The sequence below is a fragment of the Streptomyces sp. NPDC001108 genome, from assembly GCF_053598535.1.
Genome location: NZ_JBSFKL010000007.1, coordinates 133590 through 151793 on the forward strand (window position 1 = coordinate 133590; position 18204 = coordinate 151793).

Annotated in this window: 17 protein-coding genes; 6 read left to right on the top strand and 11 right to left on the bottom strand. The window is 73.1% G+C overall.

Features of this window, described 5'->3' with window-relative positions; all coding sequences use genetic code 11:
* Positions 1-35: 35 nt before the first annotated feature.
* The gene (gene argC, locus ACWC97_RS17855; RefSeq protein WP_450650193.1) at positions 36-1064 is read right to left on the bottom strand and encodes an N-acetyl-gamma-glutamyl-phosphate reductase; all 1029 of its coding nucleotides are present in this window, start codon (positions 1062-1064) and stop codon (positions 36-38) included.
* Positions 1065-1290: 226 nt separating this feature from the next.
* Here argC and ACWC97_RS17860 point away from each other — a divergent pair, with 226 nt between their 5' ends.
* The gene (locus tag ACWC97_RS17860) at positions 1291-1896 is read left to right on the top strand and encodes a dihydrofolate reductase family protein (protein WP_450650195.1); all 606 of its coding nucleotides are present in this window, start codon (positions 1291-1293) and stop codon (positions 1894-1896) included.
* 124 nt (positions 1897-2020) lie between these two features.
* Here the strand turns inward: ACWC97_RS17860 and gap are convergent, their stop codons facing one another.
* Both gap and ACWC97_RS17870 read right to left on the bottom strand, forming a co-directional pair.
* Positions 2021-3016 carry a type I glyceraldehyde-3-phosphate dehydrogenase gene (gap, locus tag ACWC97_RS17865; RefSeq protein WP_352277523.1) on the bottom strand — a complete coding sequence of 332 codons (996 nt, stop codon included), beginning with the start codon at positions 3014-3016 and terminating at the stop codon, positions 2021-2023.
* Between the two features lie 110 nt (positions 3017-3126).
* Positions 3127-4083 carry a GlxA family transcriptional regulator gene (locus ACWC97_RS17870; protein WP_352277525.1) on the bottom strand — a complete coding sequence of 319 codons (957 nt, stop codon included), beginning with the start codon at positions 4081-4083 and terminating at the stop codon, positions 3127-3129.
* A gap of 105 nt (positions 4084-4188) precedes the next feature.
* On the opposite strand from ACWC97_RS17870, the gene ACWC97_RS17875 reads away from it, so the two are divergent.
* The 3 genes from ACWC97_RS17875 (at position 4189) to ACWC97_RS17885 (ending at position 6111) form a co-directional block, all read left to right on the top strand.
* Complete coding sequence (locus ACWC97_RS17875) at positions 4189-4686, top strand: peptidylprolyl isomerase (RefSeq protein ID WP_352277526.1); 498 nt, start codon at positions 4189-4191, stop codon at positions 4684-4686.
* A gap of 110 nt (positions 4687-4796) precedes the next feature.
* Complete coding sequence (locus tag ACWC97_RS17880) at positions 4797-5300, top strand: hypothetical protein (protein WP_352277527.1); 504 nt, start codon at positions 4797-4799, stop codon at positions 5298-5300.
* A 67-nt stretch (positions 5301-5367) separates the two neighbouring features.
* On the top strand, positions 5368-6111 hold the full coding sequence (locus tag ACWC97_RS17885; protein WP_352277529.1) for a Clp protease N-terminal domain-containing protein: 744 nt from the start codon (positions 5368-5370) through the stop codon (positions 6109-6111).
* Between the two features lie 150 nt (positions 6112-6261).
* Here the strand turns inward: ACWC97_RS17885 and ACWC97_RS17890 are convergent, their stop codons facing one another.
* The gene (locus ACWC97_RS17890; RefSeq protein ID WP_352277530.1) at positions 6262-6837 is read right to left on the bottom strand and encodes a histidine phosphatase family protein; all 576 of its coding nucleotides are present in this window, start codon (positions 6835-6837) and stop codon (positions 6262-6264) included.
* Between the two features lie 254 nt (positions 6838-7091).
* Between ACWC97_RS17890 and ACWC97_RS17895 the strand changes: the two genes are divergently transcribed.
* The gene (locus ACWC97_RS17895) at positions 7092-7301 is read left to right on the top strand and encodes a DUF1918 domain-containing protein (RefSeq protein ID WP_352277532.1); all 210 of its coding nucleotides are present in this window, start codon (positions 7092-7094) and stop codon (positions 7299-7301) included.
* A gap of 61 nt (positions 7302-7362) precedes the next feature.
* Here the strand turns inward: ACWC97_RS17895 and ACWC97_RS17900 are convergent, their stop codons facing one another.
* Positions 7363-8655 (bottom strand): glycoside hydrolase family 10 protein, encoded by a 1293-nt coding sequence (locus ACWC97_RS17900; RefSeq protein ID WP_450650198.1) that lies wholly within the window; start codon positions 8653-8655, stop codon positions 7363-7365.
* Positions 8656-8852: 197 nt separating this feature from the next.
* Between ACWC97_RS17900 and ACWC97_RS17905 the strand changes: the two genes are divergently transcribed.
* Positions 8853-9713, top strand: a complete 861-nt coding sequence (locus ACWC97_RS17905; protein WP_352277535.1) for a 3-hydroxybutyryl-CoA dehydrogenase — start codon at positions 8853-8855, stop codon at positions 9711-9713.
* Positions 9714-9797: 84 nt separating this feature from the next.
* On the opposite strand, the gene ACWC97_RS17910 is transcribed toward ACWC97_RS17905, so the two are convergent.
* From ACWC97_RS17910 to ACWC97_RS17935, 6 genes are all read right to left on the bottom strand, one after another.
* Positions 9798-10328, bottom strand: coding sequence for an NUDIX hydrolase (locus ACWC97_RS17910; RefSeq protein ID WP_450650200.1), 531 nt, complete (start codon positions 10326-10328; stop codon positions 9798-9800).
* 87 nt (positions 10329-10415) lie between these two features.
* Entirely contained in the window at positions 10416-11765 is a 1350-nt protein-coding gene (locus ACWC97_RS17915) for a transcriptional regulator (protein WP_352277539.1), read from the bottom strand.
* 400 nt (positions 11766-12165) lie between these two features.
* Complete coding sequence (gene pheT / locus ACWC97_RS17920; protein WP_450650203.1) at positions 12166-14679, bottom strand: phenylalanine--tRNA ligase subunit beta; 2514 nt, start codon at positions 14677-14679, stop codon at positions 12166-12168.
* The gene (gene pheS, locus ACWC97_RS17925; protein WP_450650204.1) at positions 14679-15806 is read right to left on the bottom strand and encodes a phenylalanine--tRNA ligase subunit alpha; all 1128 of its coding nucleotides are present in this window, start codon (positions 15804-15806) and stop codon (positions 14679-14681) included. The genes pheT and pheS overlap by 1 nt, the downstream gene beginning before the upstream one ends.
* 215 nt (positions 15807-16021) lie before the next feature.
* Complete coding sequence (locus ACWC97_RS17930; RefSeq protein WP_352277542.1) at positions 16022-17170, bottom strand: sensor histidine kinase; 1149 nt, start codon at positions 17168-17170, stop codon at positions 16022-16024.
* Positions 17171-17287: 117 nt separating this feature from the next.
* The gene (locus tag ACWC97_RS17935) at positions 17288-18118 is read right to left on the bottom strand and encodes a TrmH family RNA methyltransferase (RefSeq protein ID WP_352277543.1); all 831 of its coding nucleotides are present in this window, start codon (positions 18116-18118) and stop codon (positions 17288-17290) included.
* Positions 18119-18204 lie beyond the last annotated feature (86 nt).

Here is an 18204-nt window from a genome sequence, read left to right on the forward strand (position 1 = left end):
GGTCGTACCCAGGCCGGCGGTCGTGCCGCCGTCGCTCACGGAGCGACTCCGATGGTGGAGAGGCCTGTCTCCTCGGGCAGTCCGAGGGCGATGTTCATGCTCTGCAGGGCGCCGCCGGCGGTGCCCTTGGTGAGGTTGTCGATGGCGCTGATCACGATGATCCGGCCCGCGGCCGCATCGAGGGCGACCTGGACCTGTACGGCGTTGGAACCGTGGACGGCCGCCGTGGCGGGCCACCGGCCCTCGGGGAGCAGGTCCACGAAGGGTTCGTCGGCGAACGCCTTCGCGTACACCTCGCGGACCGTTTCGGCGCTCACCCCGGGCTTCGCCTTCGCGCTGCAGGTGGCGAGGATGCCGCGGGGCATGGGCGCCAGGGTCGGCGTGAAGGAGACGGTGACCCGCTCGCCGGCCGCGGCGCTGAGGTTCTGGATCATCTCGGGCGTGTGTCGGTGGGCGCCGCCGACGCCGTACGGGGACATGTTGCCCATCACCTCGGAGCCGAGCAGGTGCGGCTTGGCCGCCTTGCCCGCCCCGGAGGTGCCGGAGGCGGCGACGATCACGGCCTCGGGCTCGGCCAGCCCGGCCGCGTACGCGGGGAAGAGCGCCAGCGAGACGGCGGTCGGGTAGCAGCCGGGCACCGCGATCCGCCTGGTGCCGGTGAGCGCCGGGCGGCCGCCGGGCAGCTCGGGCAGGCCGTAGGGCCAGGTCCCGGCGTGCGGGGAGCCGTAGAACCGCTCCCAGTCCCCGGCGTCCCTGAGCCGGAAGTCGGCGCCCATGTCCACGACCAGTACGTCCTCGCCCAGCTGTTCGGCGACGGCGGCGGACTGGCCGTGCGGAAGGGCGAGGAAGACCACGTCGTGCCCGGCGAGGACCTCGGGGGTGGTCGGTTGCAGCACCCGGTCCGCGAGGGGCCGCAGGTGCGGCTGGAGCCCGCCGAGCCGCTGCCCCGCGTTGGAGTTGGCCGTGAGCGCCCCGATCTCGACCCCGGGATGGACCAGCAGAAGACGGAGCAGCTCCCCTCCGGCGTATCCGCTCGCCCCTGCCACCGCTGCGCGTACCACCATCGGAACCCTCCTCGTCGATGGCATGACTATACGCAACACTGCACTTTTATGCAAAGCTATCCGGCCTCGGGGCGGGCCGTCCCGCGACCGGGCGTGTCACCCGGCCCGGCCGGGCCCGACGGCCGCTTCCCCTCCTCCGGGGCCGATTCCCTGCCTCGGGGCCGACCGATGAGTTCGCGGCTCCCGGCCGGTCCAAGCCCGTGACGCCCCAGGAAAGGACACCGCCATGTCTGAGCTTCTCGTCGACTTCATCACCTCCCTCGACGGCCACGCGTCAGGGGAGGGATGGCCCGGGTTCTGGGGTCTGGAGGGCCCGGAGTACCTGGCGTGGCTCGGCGAGCAGCCCGGGGCCACCCATCTGATGGGGGCGAACACCTACCGCCTGATGTCGGGTTTCGCCGCGGGCGAGGTCCCGGCCGGCCAGGAGGAGTTCAGGCCCGAGGAGGAGGCGTCCGTCGACGAGCTCACGCGGGCGTCCAAGGTGGTCTTCTCCTCCTCGCTCGAGGAGCCGCTGGCATGGGCCAACGCCACCCTCGTCCGCGACGACGCCGTCGAAGTGGTCCGCGCCATGAAGGCGAGCGGCTCGGGGCTCCTCAGCACGGTCGGCAGCCTCGGCCTCTGCCGGTCCCTCCTGCGGGCCGGACTCGTCGACCGCTTCCGGGTCGTGATGTTCCCGGTGATCACCGGGGCCACGGGGGACGAACGCGTCTACGACGGATATCCGGACGTCGCCCTCGACATGATCGACCACCGCACCTTCGACGGCCGCATCCAACTGGTCGAGTACCGGCCCCGCGTCCTGGAGCACCCGCCGCTCGGCGCCCCCGCGTGACGACGCCCCGTCCACGGAGAGCTCTTCCCGGCCGTGACGGCAGCACGCCCCGGTCGGCGCGGGCGGCCGATCGGGGCGTGCGGGGAGGCGGCTGCCGGGGCGGTGTCCCGCCCCGGCGGCCGGTTCAGCCCGCGAGGAGCTGGAGCGTGTCGATCACACGGTTCGAGAAGCCCCACTCGTTGTCGTACCAGGCGACCACCTTGACGTGGCGGCCGTCGACGCGGGTGAGGGCCGAGTCGAAGATCGACGAGGCCGGGTTGCCCGTGATGTCGGACGAGACCAGCGGGTCCTCGGAGTACTCCAGCACACCGGCGAGCGGGCCCTCCGCCGCGGTGCGGTACGCCGCCAGCACCTCGTCGAGCGTCACGTCGCGGGCGACGGTCGTGTTGAGCTCGACGATCGAGCCGACCGGGACCGGTACGCGGATCGAGTCGCCCGACAGCTTGCCGTCGAGGTTCGGCAGCACGAGGCCGATCGCCTTGGCGGCGCCGGTCGTGGTCGGCACGATGTTGACGCCGGCGGCACGGGCCCGGCGCGGGTCGCGGTGCGGGCCGTCCTGGAGGTTCTGCTCCTGCGTGTAGGCGTGCACCGTCGTCATGAAGCCGTGCTCGATGCCGGCGAGCTCGTCGAGCACCGAGGCCAGGGGCGCCAGCGCGTTGGTGGTGCAGGAGGCGTTCGAGACGACCGTGTGCACGTCCGGGTCGTAGGCGTCGGTGTTGACCCCGTACGCGAGCGTGACGTCCGCGCCGTCCGACGGCGCGCTGACCAGCACCTTCTTCGCGCCGGCGTCGAGGTGGGCGCGGGCGGCCTTCGCCGAGGTGAAGCGGCCGGTCGCCTCCAGGACGATGTCGACACCGAGCTCGGCCCACGGCAGCTGCGCCGGCTCGCGCTCGGCCAGCACCTTGATGCGGCGGCCGTCCACGACGAGGACGTCGCCCTCGACGCTCACCGGGCGGCCGAGCCGGCCGGACGTCGAGTCGTAGGCGAGCAGCCGGGCGAGGGCGGTGGGCTCCGTGAGGTCGTTGACGGCGACGACCTCCAGGGCGGTCTCGCGCTCCAACAGGGCGCGGAGCACGTTGCGTCCGATGCGGCCGAATCCGTTGATGGCGATGCGAGTCATGAATGGTGTCCCTTCGGTTCGCCACCCAATCTCGCGCGCCGCGCCCGCCCGCGACAGCGGCACGATCGCCACGGTTCACAAGGATCTCGCCACGCGTGCCCCTCCCCGGGCTACTCCCCCTTGGTGAACGTGCGCCGGTACTCGCTGGGCGTGGTGCCGAGGATCCGCTGGAAGTGCAGCCGCAGGTTGGCGCCGGTGCCGAGGCCCACGTCGGTGGCGATCTGCTCGACGCTCCGCTCCGAACGTTCCAGCAGCTCACGGGCCAGGTCGACGCGGGCGCGCATGATCCACTGCATCGGCGTGTACCCGGTGTCCTCGACGAAGCGGCGCGAGAACGTGCGCGGCGACACCGCGGCGTGCCGGGCGAGCGCCTCCAGGGTGAGGGGCCGGCCGAGCCGGTGGAGCGCCCACTCGCGGGTGGCGGCGAACCGCTCGCCGAGCGGTTCGGGCACGCTGCGCGGCACGTACTGCGCCTGGCCGCCGCTGCGGTAGGGGGCCGCGACGAGCCGCCGGGCCGCGTGGTTGGACGCGGCCACGCCGAGGTCGCCGCGGAGGATGTGCAGGCAGAGGTCGATGCCCGAGGCCGCGCCGGCCGACGTCAGCACGCTGCCCTCGTCGACGAAGAGCACGTTCTCGTCGACCCGGACGAGCGGGTGCCGGGCCGCCAGCGCCCGTGTGTAGTGCCAGTGGGTCGTGGCGCGCCTGCCGTCGAGCAGGCCCGTGGCGGCGAGTGCGAAGGCGCCCGTCGAGATGGCGGCGAGCCGCGCGCCCCGGGCGTGGGCGGCGACCAGCGCCTCGACGACGGCCCGAGGGGGGTCCTCCCGGTCCGGGAAGCGGTAGCCGGGCACGAAGACGATGTCGGCCCACCCGAGCGCGTCGAGGCCGTGGGTGACGCCGTAGGACAGGCCGTCGCCGCCGGTCACCAGCCCCGGCGCGGCTCCGCACACCCGTACCTCGTACGGCATGCTCGCGCGGGTCGAGAAGACCTGCGCGGGGATGCCGACATCGAGCGGCTTCGCCCCTTCGAGTACGAGGACGGCGACGCGGTGCAGGCGGGAGACGGACACGGAAGAGAGGTTACGTGGGGCGCACCGCCCCCGGTCCTCGCAGGTGGGAGCCGAATATCCCCGCCCGGCCGACGAGCCCGGACCCTTCGATGTCAGGATGGGTCCATGACGAGCAAGGTTTATTTCGACATCACCATCAACGACGAGCCCGCCGGGCGGATCACCTTCAAGCTGTTCGACGACGTCGTCCCGAAGACGGCGGAGAACTTCCGCAAGCTGGCGACGGGCGAGGAGGGCTTCGGTTACAAGGGGTCGTCCTTCCACCGGATCATCCCCGACTTCATGCTCCAGGGCGGCGACTTCACCCGCGGCGACGGCACGGGCGGCAAGAGCATCTACGGTGCCAAGTTCCCCGACGAGAACTTCAAGCTGGCGCACACCAAGCCGGGCCTGCTCTCCATGGCCAACGCCGGCCCGAACTCCAACGGCTCGCAGTTCTTCATCACGACGATCGTGACGTCGTGGCTGGACGGCAAGCACGTGGTGTTCGGCGAGGTCGACGACGAGGCCGGCATGGCGCTGGTCAAGAAGATCGAGGCGCTCGGCTCGGGCAGCGGCCGCCCCTCCGCCAAGATCACCATCGCGGACTGCGGCACCCTCTGATCCGTCCCCGCACGCATGGAACGAGCGCGCCGCCCGGCCTCCACGCCGGGCGGCGCGCTCCGTCGTTGCGACGGTCGCAGGGCCCCGGCCCCACTCGCTACCGTGCCGGGATGGGGAACACATTCCACGGCGGGGGCCGCACCCTGTCCATGTCCAACGGGAGCACGGACGTCTTCGTCGACGTACTGATGCTGGCGGTGTCCGAGCTCGCCGAGACCGTCTGGGAGTACCGTTTCGCCGCCCTGCTGGCCTTCCAGGACCAGGGCGCCGTGGGGCGCGGGGTGGTCGGGTTCGACCTGGAGGAGATCGACTGGGGCGACTCCCCCGGCGAGCGGGGAGCGGCGAAGGACTTCGTCCTGCGGGTGATCGACCTGGCGCTGCGCAGACACCGCTGGGACGAGCTGGACTACGACCCGCCGTACGCGGAGGGGTTCCTGCGGCAGTACCGGGAGATGGTCGTGGCGTTCGATCCCGCCACCGCCCGCGCGACGCCCTCGGCGCAGCGCCCCCTCTCCTTCCCCGGCCCGGAGGAGGCCGTCATGGCCTCGTGCGTACGGCACCGGGTGCTGTGCGCACCCGCGTACTGGGACTCGTGCGTCTTCTGCAACGGATGAAAACCGCCACCCCTCCGACTGTCAACGAGAGGTTGACAGTCGGAGGGTGTCAACCTACCGTTGACGCATGGTGAATCCGACCCGCCCGACCCATCCCGTGCGCCTCGACGACCTGATCGAGGCCATCAAGAAGTCCCACACCGACGCCCTGGACCAGCTCTCCGACGCGGTGATCGCCGCGGACCACCTCGGCGACGTGGCCGACCACCTGATCGGTCACTTCGTGGACCAGGCCCGGCGCTCGGGCGCCTCCTGGACCGAGATCGGCAAGAGCATGGGGGTGACCCGGCAGGCCGCCCAGAAGCGCTTCGTGCCCAAGGACCCCGGCGAGGTTTCCGACCTCGACCCCAACCAGGGGTTCAGCCGCTTCACCCCGCGGGCCCGCAACGTCGTGACGGCCTCGATGAACGAGGCCCACGCGGCGCACAACAACGAGATCGGCCCCGCGCACCTGGTGCTCGGACTGCTCAGCGAGCCGGAAGGACTCGCGGCGGCCCTCATCAGGGCCCAGGGCATCACCCTGGAGGACGTCCGCCGGGCCGCGACCGAGGCGCTGCCCCCGGCCACGGCCGACGAACTGCCCGCACTCACCCCGTTCGACACCGGGGCCCGCAAGGCCCTCGAACTGACGGCCAGGGAGGCCCTGCGCATGGGCCACAACTACGTCGGGACGGAGCACATCCTGCTCGCCCTGCTGGAGCAGGAGGACGGCTCGGGCCCGCTGACCGGGCTCGGCCTCGACAAGCCCACCATCGAGACGGCCGTCGCCGAGGCCCTCGCCCTGCTCACCGGAACCGAACAGAGCGAGTAGGCACCGCACGGCGGGGACCGGTGCCGGGCACCACGACCGGCGCCGGTCCCCGCAGCGTTGCGTTTCGGCCAGCGGCGGTCCACCGGGCAGGGCAGCGGCGGGGCGGCGGATCCGGCCGGGCAACCGGGCGCCGACCTGCCCGTTCACCGGTCAGCGCGCGCCCGCTTCGAGCCGCAGGCTCCACCGCCCCGGCCCGCCGGTGAGCGTGACCGTCGAGAGCGGTCCGACGTCCACGTTCCAGTACGTCGAGGGCGGGGCCTTGAGCGCGTAGACCAACGCGGCCCTGACGACCGCCGGTTCGGCGACGGCGACGATGGCGCCGTCGCAGACCGGGCGGGTGTCCAGCCAGCCGCCGATCCGGGTGATGAACGCGAGCAGCGGCTCACCGCCGTGCGGGGCGGCGCGCGGGTCCGCGAGCCAGGCGTCGACCGCGGCCGGCTCGCACGCCGTGACGTCGGCGAGGGTGCACCCCCGCCATCTGCCCATGTCGCAGTCGCGCAGGGCGGGCTGGACGAGCGGGGCGAAGCCGAGGGCGTCACCGGTCGCACGGCTGCGCGGGGTGGGCGAGCAGTAGCGCAGCTCGGCGGCGCCCAGCGGGGCGAGGGCGGGCGCGGCCAGCCGTATCTCGTACAGACCGGTGTGGTCCAGCGGCCGGTCGTCGTCGAAGCGCTCGGCGAGCAGGCCGGAGCTGCGTGCCGCCGCCACCAACGAGACTCTGGAAGTCATGGCGGCGATCGTGGATCCGAACATCCTGTCGGTCAAGGGCCTTCACCGGTCCGTCCGTCCCGCCGCCCGGCCGGGCCTGTCGCGACGGATCCCGGGGCCGATTGGCCTGATTCCCCTCTTCCCAAGGGCGGCGCGGCCGCTTCCCACCGGCGTCGCGGGCCGGGCGCCCCCGCCGGGACCGTTCATCGGGCGAAGTCCCGGTCGAGACATAGACTTGTCGACATGGACCGCCACCCAGGAGGAGGTCAGTCCCGATGGAGGCACGCACCGGCGACCGCCTGGTCACCCACGGCCGGACCGTGGGCCAGCACGACAAGGTCGCAGAGATCGTCGAAGTGCTCGGGGCCGGGGGCACTCCCCCGTACCGCGTCCGCTCCGACGACGGACACGAACATCTGATTTCACCCGGCCCCGACAGCGTCGTGGAACACACCGGCGCCCGGAAGCGGCCCCCGGCCGCGTAGACCGTGCCCGGGGGCGCGGGCGGGCCGTCCGGTTCTCCGGCCGGCCCGTCCGCGACACCCGTCAGCGGGGCGGGCGGGTCCGGTTGCGGTAGTGGTCGCCCACCACCCGGGCCATCGCCCCGATCCGGTCGTTGACCACGTCCTTCCCGGAGAAGAAGACATGGCCGCGGACCTGGTCCCGGTCGGCGGCGAGGTCGAGGTGGCGGGAGAGTTCGGCCGGGTCCTGCCAGGCTGCGGGCTGGGCCGGGTCGCCGGCCTTGTACAGCGCCTCCCCCACGAAGAGGTCGACGCCCGTCCCCCGTACGGTCTCGTTCCACCAGGTCAGCAGCTTGGCGTAGTCGGCCGCGGCGAAGCCGACGTTCCAGTAGATCTGCGGGCAGATGTAGTCGATCCAGCCCTTCCGGATCCAGCCGCGGGTGTCTGCGTGCAGGTCGTCGTACGTCTGCACCCCCGCCTTGGTGTCGGAGCCGAGCGGGTCGGTCGAGGCGTTGCGCCACACCCCGAACGGGCTGATGCCGAACTGGACGCCCTTCCTGATCTCCTTGATCCGCTCGGCGGTCTCCCGCACCAGCCGGTCGGTGTTGTCGCGCCGCCAGGCCGCCTTGTCCGGGAAGCCCGCCCCGTACTTGGCGTACGCGGCGTCGTCGTCGAAGACCTGCCCGGCGACCGGGTACGGGTAGAAGTAGTCGTCCCAGTGCACGGCGTCGATGTCGTAGCGGCGGACCGCGTCGAGCATCGCGTCCTGGACGAAGCGGCGGACCTCGGGGAGGCCGGGGTTGTAGTAGAGCTTCCCGCCGTACGGCAGGACCCAGTCGGGGTGGAGCCTGGCCGGGTGGGTGGCGGCCAGCCGGGACGGGTCGGTGTGGTTGGCGACCCGGTACGGGTTGAACCAGGCGTGCAGCTCCAGGCCCCGGCGGTGGGCCTCGGTCACCGCGGTGCCCAGCGGGTCCCAGCCGGGGTCCTTGCCCTGGACGCCGGTGAGGTACTGGGCCCACGGCTCGTACGGCGAGGGCCACAGCGCGTCCGCGGTCGGCCGGACCTGGAGGACGACGGTGTTCAGCCGCAGCTCCACCGCCTTGTCCAGGTACGCGATCAGCTCTGCCTTCTGCGCCGACGCCGACAGCCCGGTCTTCGAGGGCCAGTCGAGATTGGCGACGGTCGCCACCCACATGCCGCGCAGTTCGCGCCGGGCGGCGCGGCCGCGCCCCCGGTGCCCCGCCGCGCCGGTTCCCGGAACGTCGTTCCGCCGCGCCGGGACGGCCGCCGCGTCACCCGCCGCGACGGCCGAGCCCATCACCCCCGCGACCACACCTGCCGCACCCGTCACAAAGCCTCTTCGGGCCATCTGCCGCATCTCGCTGCACCTGCCGTCTCTCTGTGCTCGTCGTCAACATCTGTCGCGCCAGTTATCAGGCGTAACGCAGAGCATGCCCGCCCCGGCCCTCGCCGACCCGCAGGACGCGAGTAACGTCGGGGGGTCGGGGCGGGCACCGGAATCGGACGGGAACCCGCGACCCCCGGAACAGCGAAAGGCACGAGGTGACGGACTCTATGGCCGACATTGCACGGGTCGGAGTGGTGGGTTGTGGCCAGATGGGCGCGGGCATCGCCGAGGTGTGCGCCCGCAGCGGCCTCGACGTCCGGGTGGCCGAGACCACCGGCGAGGCGTTGGAGATCGGCCGCACCCGGCTGCACACCTCCCTGTCGAAGGCCGCCGCGCGCGGCAAGATCACGACCGAGGAGCGCGACGAGACGCTGGCCCGGCTGACCTTCACCACCGACCTGGGAGAGTTCGCCGACCGCGACCTCGTCATCGAGGCCGTGGTGGAGAACGAGCAGGTCAAGACCGAGATCTTCCAGGTGCTCGACCAGGTGGTGACCCGGCAGGACGCGATCCTCGCCTCGAACACCTCCTCCATCCCGCTGGTGAAGCTGGCCGTGGCGACCTCCCGCCCCGACCAGGTCATCGGCATCCACTTCTTCAACCCGGCCCCGGTGCAGAAGCTCGTCGAGCTGATCCCGGCGCTGACCACGTCCGACGAGACGGTGCGGCGCGCCGAGGCGCTGGTCCAGGACGTGCTGGGCAAGCACCCGATCCGGGCGCAGGACCGGTCCGGTTTCGTGGTCAACGCGCTGCTGATCCCGTACCTGCTCTCCGCCATCCGGATGTTCGAGTCGGGGATCGCCAGCCGCGAGGACATCGACAACGGCATGGAGCTCGGCTGCGCCCACCCGATGGGCCCGCTCAAGCTCTCCGACCTGATCGGGCTCGACACGGTCGCCTCGGTCGCCGACTCGATGTACGCGGAGTTCAAGGAGCCGCTGTACGCCGCCCCGCCGCTGCTCCAGCGCATGGTGGACGCGGGCCGGCTCGGCCGCAAGACCGGTTCGGGCTTCTACCCGTACGCCTGACCCGCGCAGACGTCACCCCGTACGGGGCCGGTCCGGGCGATCCCCGGGCCGGCCCCGTACGCGTTCCCCGGCGCCCCGGGGCGCTCATCCCAGCCGTAAGTGGTGGAGCATCAGCAGCCCGGCGGCCATGCCCGCGGCCGGGACCTCGCCCCGGGCGATCAGCTCCGGCACCAGCTTGAGCGGCACCCACTCCCGGCGCGAGGACTCGAAGGCGTCCCGGGGCTCGCCGGTCCAGGCCGCCTCCTCGGACCAGTAGAGGTGGTGCCGGGCGTCGGTGAGGCCGTTGGAGGGCTCGACGGTCAGCAGCGGACGGAGCGGGCCGGGGCGCCAGCCGGTCTCCTCCTCCATCTCCCGGGCCGCGGCGGACGCGAGCTCCTCGCCGTCCTCCACGACCCCGGCGGCCAGCTCCCAGCCCCAGCTGTCCGTGATGAACCGGTGCCGCCAGAGCAGCAGCACCTCGTCGGCCTCGTTGACGACGGTGGCCGCCGCGACCGGGCGCAGCCGGATGAGGTAGTGGTCGAGGTGCTGGCCCCCGGGGACGACCACATCCGCGAGGTTGACCCGGAACCAGCGATTCTCATACACGGTCTGTTCGTTCAGATTCGCCCACTGCACGTTTCTGCCGCCTTTCGACGAAGAGGTGGCCATATCGCAGCAGGAGCGGCACCGGAACGGAACGCACCGGTCCAGGCGGAGGACGGCTCACAGCGGCACGCGGAGCGCTCCGTCGATCAGTTCGGCGGCCCGGCCCGCGTCCGCGCAGCCGCTCGCGATCAACTCCTCGCGCACGGCGCACAGCCGGTCGCGCAGCCGCCGCGACTCCATGCCCCGGGCCCGCTCCGCCATCTCCACCGCCGTGGCCGCCGCCCGGTCCGCCTCGCCCTGCCGGAGCTCGACATGGGTGAGCATCGCCAGCCGGTGCACCCGGCCCCGGTCGTGCGCGGGGGCGCGCACGGCGTTGGCGGCGTGCTCCCGGGCACCGGGCAGATCGCCGATCCCCAGCAGCGCCTCGGCCACCTGCACATCGACCAGCCCCGGCTGGACGTACCCGGTCTCGTCCGGCTCCAGGCCCGGGGTGATCCGGGCGGCCTCCGCCTCGGCCCGCCGGATGCACTCCCGCGCACCGGCCGCGTCGCCGAGCCGGGCGTACGCCTTGGCCTGCATCGCGTACAGGTCGGCGGCGAGTGCGGGGCTGATGTGCCCCTTGGCCGCCCGCAGCGCCGCCTGGGCGAAGGCCACCGACTGCCGGTAGTCGGCGAGCAGCAGCGACTGGTTGACCAGCAGGGCGATCACATAGCCGCCGAACCCCCGGTCGCCGCTCGCCTTCGCCAGCCGGAGCGCCTGGTGGAAGTAGCGCTGGGCCAGGCCGTGCGCGTCGGAGTCGTAGGCGCAGATCCCGGCGACCGCGACCAGGCCGCCCGCCGCCCGGTGCAGCCGCCGCCCCATCGCGTCGCTGTAGCCGCCGCGGAGCAGCGGTGCGGTCCCGGCGTTGAGGAAGCCGACGACGCGGGAGCGGGTCGCGATCCCGCCCGCCCGGCGGTACATCAGTTCGTAGTGGGCACGGGCCGCGCGCAACGTCACTATGTCGGCCATCGAGACCCGGGCCGGCCCGTCGCGGGACACGTCGAGGTCCTCCGGAGGGTTCTCCCACTCCCAGACCGGCATCACCGCCGCGGTGCCGGTGACGGCCGCCGGGACGAGGCCCTGCGGGCTCCGGGAGTCGTCGGACCGCCACAGCGCGGTGGCCCGCTCGACGAAGCCGCCCAGCGGGGAGGCGGGCACCACCGCGCCGGTGCCCGGGGCCGCCATGCCGATGTCGTCGAGCGCGACGGGCCTGTTCAGCCGGTGGCCGAGCACCTCGCAGATCAGGTCGGGCACCTCGCCGCGCGGGCGCTGCCCCTTCAGCCAGCGGGCCACCGCGGTGTGCTCGTACCGCAGCCGCAGACCGCGGACCCGCCCGGCCCGGTTGATGTGCGCGGCCAGACCGGCCCGGGAGACCCCCGCCTCCTCGATCAGGGCAGCCAGCAGAACGTTGGGCTCCGTTGCCCCCATGTGTGCCCCTCTAGGTGGTTCGGCACGCCGAGGCGTGTCACCCCAGTGGAGCACGATTCACACGGGGTGTGAACGCAATGCCCGAACCGTCCCGCCGCGCACCCTGTCGCACCGGCCCGGAGATCGGTTGAATCAGTCGTCTCGCAAGAGGCGGCCGGGTCGTCTGCTCCCCCCTCGTACAGCACGACGGCCCGCTCCCGCACCGTCCGTCCCGCCGACCTGCCCGACACTCCGCGGCGGTACGGACGGTGCCGGACCGCACGACCCACTGCCCATCGATCGGAGGGTGGAGCCGGGCCACCGGCCCGGACGCGGTCCTCACCGCCCGGCGAGCACGCGGGAGGGGCGCACCCGGTGGCCGGGTGCGCCCCTCCTTGCTGTTCCGCGCGGGGTGCGGGTGCTACGCGCCGCGCAGCACCGCGCCCGTCCGCTCGGTGGCGAGCGCCACCGCCGCGTCGCGCGCCGCCGACGCCTCGTCGACGGTCAGCGTGCGGTCCGCCGCGCGGAAGCGCAGCGCGTACGCCAGGGACTTGCGGCCCCCGCCGATCTGCTCGCCGGTGAAGACGTCGAACAGCCGGATCGATTCGAGGAGTTCGCCCGCGCCCTCGCGCAGCGCCCGCTCCACGTCGGCGGCCGGGACGTTCTCCGCGACGATCAGTGCGACGTCCTGGGTCGCCACCGGGAAGGTGGAGATCCGCGGCGCCTGGAGCGCGCCGTCGACGGCCTTCTCCAGTACGTCGAGCTCGACCTCCATGGCGCAGCTGCGCTCGGGGAGGTGGAGGTCCTTGACGACCCGCGGGTGCAGCTCGCCCGCGTGGCCGAAGAGGGTCTCCTCGCCGTCGACCAGGACGTACAGCGCGGCGCAGCGGCCCGGGTGCCACGGGGCGTGGCGGTCGCTGCGGACGATCAGTTCGACACCGGCCTCGCGGGCGATGGTGCGGGCGGCCTCGACGGCGTCCGCCCAGTCGGCCGGACGGCCCCTGCCCCACCAGCCGGCCTGCTCGCGGGCGCCCGCGAGGACCACCGCGGCCCGGCGCGGCTGACGCGGCAGCGCGGCGTCGAGCGCGGCGATCTGCTCGTCGGCGGGACGGTGGTCGACGGGCAGCCGGACGGCCTTGGTCTCGCCGCCGGTCGGCCGGAAGACCAGGCCGGTCTCGAAGAGCGCGAGGTCGTGGCTGCCGCGGCCGTCGTTGCGCCGCAGCGCGCCGAGCAGTCCGGGCAGCAGCGTGGTGCGCAGCGCGGGCTCCTCGTCGGAGAGCGGGTTGACGAGGCGGACGGTGCGGCGGCGGTCGTCCTCGCTGTCGAGCCCGAGCCGGTCGAGGACGGCCTCGCCGATGAACGGGTAGTTCAGCGCCTCCACGTAGCCGGCCCCGGCGAGCGCCCGGCCGATGCGGCGGTGCAGCCGCTGGTGGTCGGTGAGCCCCCGGCCGGACGGCGGGGTGGGGAGGGTGGACGGGAGGTTCTCGTAGCCCTCCAGCCGGATGACCTCCTCGGCGAGGTCGTTCGGCTCGCAGAGGTCGGGGCGCCAGGACGGCACGGTGACGATCAGCTCGTCCTGCCCGTAGACGTCGCAGCCGACCTCCTGGAGGCGGCGTACGACGGTCTCGCGGCCGTACGCGACACCGGCCACCCGGTCGGGGTGGTCCGCGGGCATCGCGATGGTGCGGGGCGCGGAGGGAGCGCTGATCTCGGTGACCCCGGCCTCGGCGGTGCCGCCGGCGAGCAGGACCAGCAGGTCGACGGTGCGCTGTGCGGCGGCAGCGGCGGCCTGCGGGTCGACGCCGCGCTCGAAGCGCTTGGACGCCTCGGAGGACAGCTTGTGGCGGCGCGCCGTCCGGGCGATCGAGATCGCGTCGAAGTGCGCGGCCTCGATGACGACCTCGGTGGTGCGGTGCTCGCCCTCCTGGACGTCCGCGATCTCGGTGTTGGCGCCGCCCATGACGCCCGCGAGGCCGATCGGCCCGCGGTTGTCGGTGATGACCAGGTCCTCGGCGTCCAGCACGCGGACCGCGCCGTCGAGGGTGGTGAGTTTCTCGCCCTGCTGGGCGCGGCGGACCCCGATCGGCCCGTCCACGCGGGTGCGGTCGTAGGCGTGCAGCGGCTGGCCGAGCTCCAGCATCACGTAGTTGGTGACGTCGACGGCCAGCGAGATCGGGCGCATCCCGGCCTTCTGCAGCCGGCGCTGGAGCCAGATCGGGGAACGGGCCTCGGGCTGGAGGCCGACGACGGTGCGCGCGGTGAAGCGGTCGCAGCCGATCGGGTCGGCGATCTTGACCGGGTAGCCGTACGCGTTCGGCGCGGGCACGTCCAGCAGCGCCGGGTCGCGCAGCGGCAGCCCGTACGCGATGGCGGTCTCGCGGGCGACGCCGCGCAGGGAGAGGCAGTAGCCCCGGTCGGGCGTGACGGCGATGTCGAGGACCTCGTCGACGAGCTGGAGCAGCTCGATCGCGTCGGTGCCCGCCTCGTGCTCCGGCGGCAGCACGATGATGCCGTGCGTGCCGTCGTCGCCCATGCCGAGCTCGTCGGTGGAGCAGATCATGCCGTGCGAGGTCTTGCCGTACGTCTTGCGGGCGGCGATCGCGAAGTCGCCGGGCAGCACGGCGCCGGGGAGGACCACGACGACCTTGTCGCCGACGGCGAAGTTGCGGGCGCCGCAGACGATCTCCTGCGGCTCGCCGGTGCCGTTGGCGTCGCCGACGTCGACCGTGCAGAAGCGGATCGGCTTCTTGAAGCCCTCCAGCTCCTCGATGGTCAGCACCTGTCCGACGACCAGCGGGCCCTTGAGGCCGGCGCCGAGCTGCTCGACGGTCTCGACCTCCAGGCCGACGCCGACGAGCTTGGCCTGTACGTCTCGGCCGGTCTCCGTCGCCGGCAGGTCGACGTATTCCCGCAGCCAGGAAAGCGGGACGCGCATCAGATCTCCATCCCGAACGGCCGGGTGAACCGGATGTCACCCTCGACCATGTCTCGCATGTCTTCTACGTTGTGGCGGAACATCAGCATCCGTTCGATGCCGAACCCGAAGGCGAATCCGCTGTACTTCTCGGGGTCGACGCCGCAGGCGGTGAGCACCTTCGGGTTGACCATGCCGCAGCCGCCGAGCTCGATCCAGCCCTCGCTGCCGCAGGTGCGGCAGGGGCGGTCCGGGTTGCCGACGGACGCGCCGCGGCAGACGTAGCAGACCATGTCCATCTCGGCGGACGGCTCGGTGAACGGGAAGAAGTTCGGCCGGAGCCGGGTCTTCATGTCCGGGCCGAAGAGCGCCCGGACCATGTGGTCGAGGGTGCCCTTGAGGTCGGCCATGGTGAGGCCCTCGTCGACGGCGAGCAGCTCGATCTGGTGGAAGACCGGGGTGTGCGTGGCGTCGAGCTCGTCGGTGCGGTAGACGCGGCCGGGGCAGACCACGTAGACCGGGGGCTCGCGGTCGAGCAGGGTGCGGGCCTGGACCGGCGAGGTGTGGGTGCGCAGCACGACACCGGACTCGTCGGTCTTCGCGCCGTCGGCGCCCTGGACGAAGAAGGTGTCCTGCATCTGCCGGGCCGGGTGGTCGGGCACGAAGTTCAGGGCGTCGAAGTTGAACCACTCCGCCTCGACCTCGGGGCCCTCGGCGACCTCGTAGCCCATGGCGACGAAGACGTCCGCGACGCGCTCCATGAGCGTGGTCAGCGGATGCCGGGCCCCGGCCGGGACGCGGTCGTACGGCAGTGTGACGTCCACCGCCTCCTCGACCAGCACGCGGGCGTCCCGCTCGGCCTCCAGCTCCGCCTGGCGGGCCGCGAGGGCGCGGCCGACGGCGGCGCGGGCCTGGCCCACGCGCTTGCCGGCCTCGGCCTTGGCCTGCGGCGGCAGTGCGCCGATCTCGCGGTTGGCGAGCGACAGCGGCGACGTGCCCGACGTGTGCGCGGTCTTCGCCTGGGCGAGCGCGTCGAGGTCACCGGCGGCGGCGAAGGCGGCGAGCGCCTCGTCCCGCATGCGCTCGATCTCTTCCGGTTTCAGTGCCTCGACCTCGACTGGGTCGTACGACTTGTTCGGTGCCGACATCTCTTCCCGTGCTTCCGATTGGCTGATACTGCGCTTGCCGGGGAACGTCCCCGCCCCCATGGCCCCGATCGACGACTGGAGGACGCAAAGGTGCCAAAGGTCGAGTCTAAGGGCCACCGGATGTGCAAAGGGTCCGTGGGCGGTCCGGTCCCGCCCGTGGCCCGCCGTCGGCCCGCTCGATCGCTCCGCGACCGGGCCGGGTGACGGGACGGCCCTCAGTTCATGTACGCCGGCGTGCTCACCGGCAGAATAAATCGGAACTCCGCGCCGCCGCCGGGGCCGCGGCCGACCGTGATCGTGCCGCCGTGCGCCTCGACGATGCCCTTGACGATGTAGAGGCCCAGGCCCGTGCCGCCGCGCTTGCTCCCCCGCCAGAAGCGGGTGAAGACGCGGCCCATCGACTCCTCGGGGATGCCGGAGCCCTCATCGGTCACGGTGACGGCCGTTCCCTTCTCGTCGCTCTTCGCGGGTGCGGGTTCGACGTCAATGGTGACGGTTCCCTCGCCGTGCCGCACCGCGTTTTCCAGGAGGTTGCCGAGCACCTGATCGACCTTGTCCGGGTCGGCCCAGACCACGGGCAGCGGCTGGCAGGTCCGGACGAGGAAGCGGTCGGGCGGGAGGCCGCCGGCCGTGAGGGCCTGGACGTGGCGTTCGACGGCGGCGGAGAGGTCGACGGGCTGGCGGCGCAGCTCCAGGCGGCCGGAGTCGATCCGGGAGATGTCGAGCAGCTCGGCGATGAGCCGGGTGACCCGGCCGGCGTCGGCGTCGACCGTCTCCAGCATCAGGCGCTTCTGGTCGTCGGTGAACCGCTCCCACTTGGCGAGGAGGGTCGCGGTGAAGCCCTTGACGGAGGTCAGCGGGGAGCGCAGCTCGTGGGCGACCGTGGCGATCAGCTCGGCGTGGCTGCGCTCGTTGCGGCGGCGGGCCTCGGTGCCGCGCAGCGACACCACCACCCGACGCACCGGCCCGGTCGGGTGCTCGCGCACGTAGCGGGCGGAGACCAGGACCTCCCGGCCGCCGGGGAGCAGCAGATGGCGCTCGGGCTGGCCGACCCGGGTGGCGAGCCCGCCGTACGGGTCGGTCAGGGGCCACCAGCGGCGGCCCTTGAGGTCCTCCAGGGGCAGGGCGCTCTCCAGGGGGCTGCCGAGGGCGGTGTCCCGGGGCACCGCGGTGATCCGGACGGCGGCGGAGTTGAAGCAGATGACCCGGCCGGTCTCGTCGGCGACGACCAGGCCGTCGGGCAGGTCGTCGGGGGCCAGGCCCGTGCCGACGACTCCGGGCTCCAGCATGTCCGTCGCGAGGGGTTCTCCGGCGTGCACGACGGCCGCGTGCGTCCCGTGCGGCCTGCTCATGCCGACAGCCATATCCCCTATCCCACCTCTCGAACCGGTGCAGTGGGCCCCGAGTGCGCCACCCTACTAGTCGCCGGTGACGGAGCGACACCCCGCGGTGGCTCTGGGGGACCGGCCGGCCCGGTGCGGTCAGCTCCGGCGCTGGGCCCGCGCGGAGGCGTACAGGCAGACGGCCGCCGCCGTGGCCAGGTTGAGGCTCTCCGCCTTGCCGTGGATGGGCACCCGTACGACGGCGTCGGCCAGCGCCCGGGTCTCCTCGGGCAGGCCCCACGCCTCGTTGCCGAAGACCCAGGCGGTCGGGCCTCCCATGGTCCCGGCGTCGAGCTCGTCGTCGAGGTCGTCGGCGCCCGCCCCGTCGGCGGCGAGGATGCGCACGCCCGCCTCCCGCAGCCCGCTCACGGCCCGCTCGACCGGTACGCCGACGGCGACCGGCAGGTGGAAGAGCGAGCCGACCGAGGCCCGGACGGACTTGGGGTTGTAGAGGTCCACCGAGGCGTCGGTGAGCACCACGGCGTCGGCGCCCGCCGCGTCGGCGCAGCGCAGCACCGTACCGGCGTTGCCGGGGTCGCGTACGTGGGCGAGGACGGCGACGAGTCTCGGCCCGGCGGCGAGGATCTCCTCGAACGGGGTGTCCAGGAAGCGGCAGACGCCGATCAGGCCCTGCGGGGTGACGGTCTGCGAGACGTCGGCGAGCACGTCGCCGTCGGCGAGGTGCACCCGGGCGCCCGCCTCGTGGGCGGCGGCGACGATGTCGGCGTACCGCTCGGCCGCCTCGACCGTGGCGAACAGCTCGGTCAGGGTGGGGGTGCCGTCACCGCCGCGGTGCTCGGCGGCCTCTCGCACGGCCTGCGGCCCCTCGGCGATGAACCGGCGCTCCTTGCCGCGGAAATTGCGCTTGGCCAGCCGCCGGGCGGCGGTGACGCGCGGGGATCGCGGGGAGATCAGTTCGGGGGTGCCCATGGTCGGCGGCCTCTCTGGGTACGGAGGGGGCGGACGTGCGAAACGGTCGTGCAACGCACCGGACCCGCAGACGGCGGGCGCCTGCG

What these genes read in the sequence shown, in the direction of transcription:
- ACWC97_RS17900 (WP_450650198.1), bottom strand. Translation starts at nt 8,655, where the DNA reads ATGCGGCAGATGGCCCGAAGAGGCTTTGTGACGGGTGCGGCAGGTGTG.
- ACWC97_RS17860 (WP_450650195.1), top strand. Translation starts at nt 1,291, where the DNA reads ATGTCTGAGCTTCTCGTCGACTTCATCACCTCCCTCGACGGCCACGCG.
- ACWC97_RS17875 (WP_352277526.1), top strand. Translation starts at nt 4,189, where the DNA reads ATGACGAGCAAGGTTTATTTCGACATCACCATCAACGACGAGCCCGCC.
- ACWC97_RS17935 (WP_352277543.1), bottom strand. Translation starts at nt 18,118, where the DNA reads ATGGGCACCCCCGAACTGATCTCCCCGCGATCCCCGCGCGTCACCGCC.
- pheS (WP_450650204.1), bottom strand. Translation starts at nt 15,806, where the DNA reads ATGTCGGCACCGAACAAGTCGTACGACCCAGTCGAGGTCGAGGCACTG.
- ACWC97_RS17890 (WP_352277530.1), bottom strand. Translation starts at nt 6,837, where the DNA reads ATGACTTCCAGAGTCTCGTTGGTGGCGGCGGCACGCAGCTCCGGCCTG.
- ACWC97_RS17880 (WP_352277527.1), top strand. Translation starts at nt 4,797, where the DNA reads ATGGGGAACACATTCCACGGCGGGGGCCGCACCCTGTCCATGTCCAAC.
- ACWC97_RS17930 (WP_352277542.1), bottom strand. Translation starts at nt 17,170, where the DNA reads ATGGCTGTCGGCATGAGCAGGCCGCACGGGACGCACGCGGCCGTCGTG.
- argC (WP_450650193.1), bottom strand. Translation starts at nt 1,064, where the DNA reads ATGGTGGTACGCGCAGCGGTGGCAGGGGCGAGCGGATACGCCGGAGGG.
- ACWC97_RS17885 (WP_352277529.1), top strand. Translation starts at nt 5,368, where the DNA reads ATGGTGAATCCGACCCGCCCGACCCATCCCGTGCGCCTCGACGACCTG.
- pheT (WP_450650203.1), bottom strand. Translation starts at nt 14,679, where the DNA reads ATGCGCGTCCCGCTTTCCTGGCTGCGGGAATACGTCGACCTGCCGGCG.
- ACWC97_RS17895 (WP_352277532.1), top strand. Translation starts at nt 7,092, where the DNA reads ATGGAGGCACGCACCGGCGACCGCCTGGTCACCCACGGCCGGACCGTG.
- ACWC97_RS17915 (WP_352277539.1), bottom strand. Translation starts at nt 11,765, where the DNA reads ATGGGGGCAACGGAGCCCAACGTTCTGCTGGCTGCCCTGATCGAGGAG.
- ACWC97_RS17905 (WP_352277535.1), top strand. Translation starts at nt 8,853, where the DNA reads ATGGCCGACATTGCACGGGTCGGAGTGGTGGGTTGTGGCCAGATGGGC.
- gap (WP_352277523.1), bottom strand. Translation starts at nt 3,016, where the DNA reads ATGACTCGCATCGCCATCAACGGATTCGGCCGCATCGGACGCAACGTG.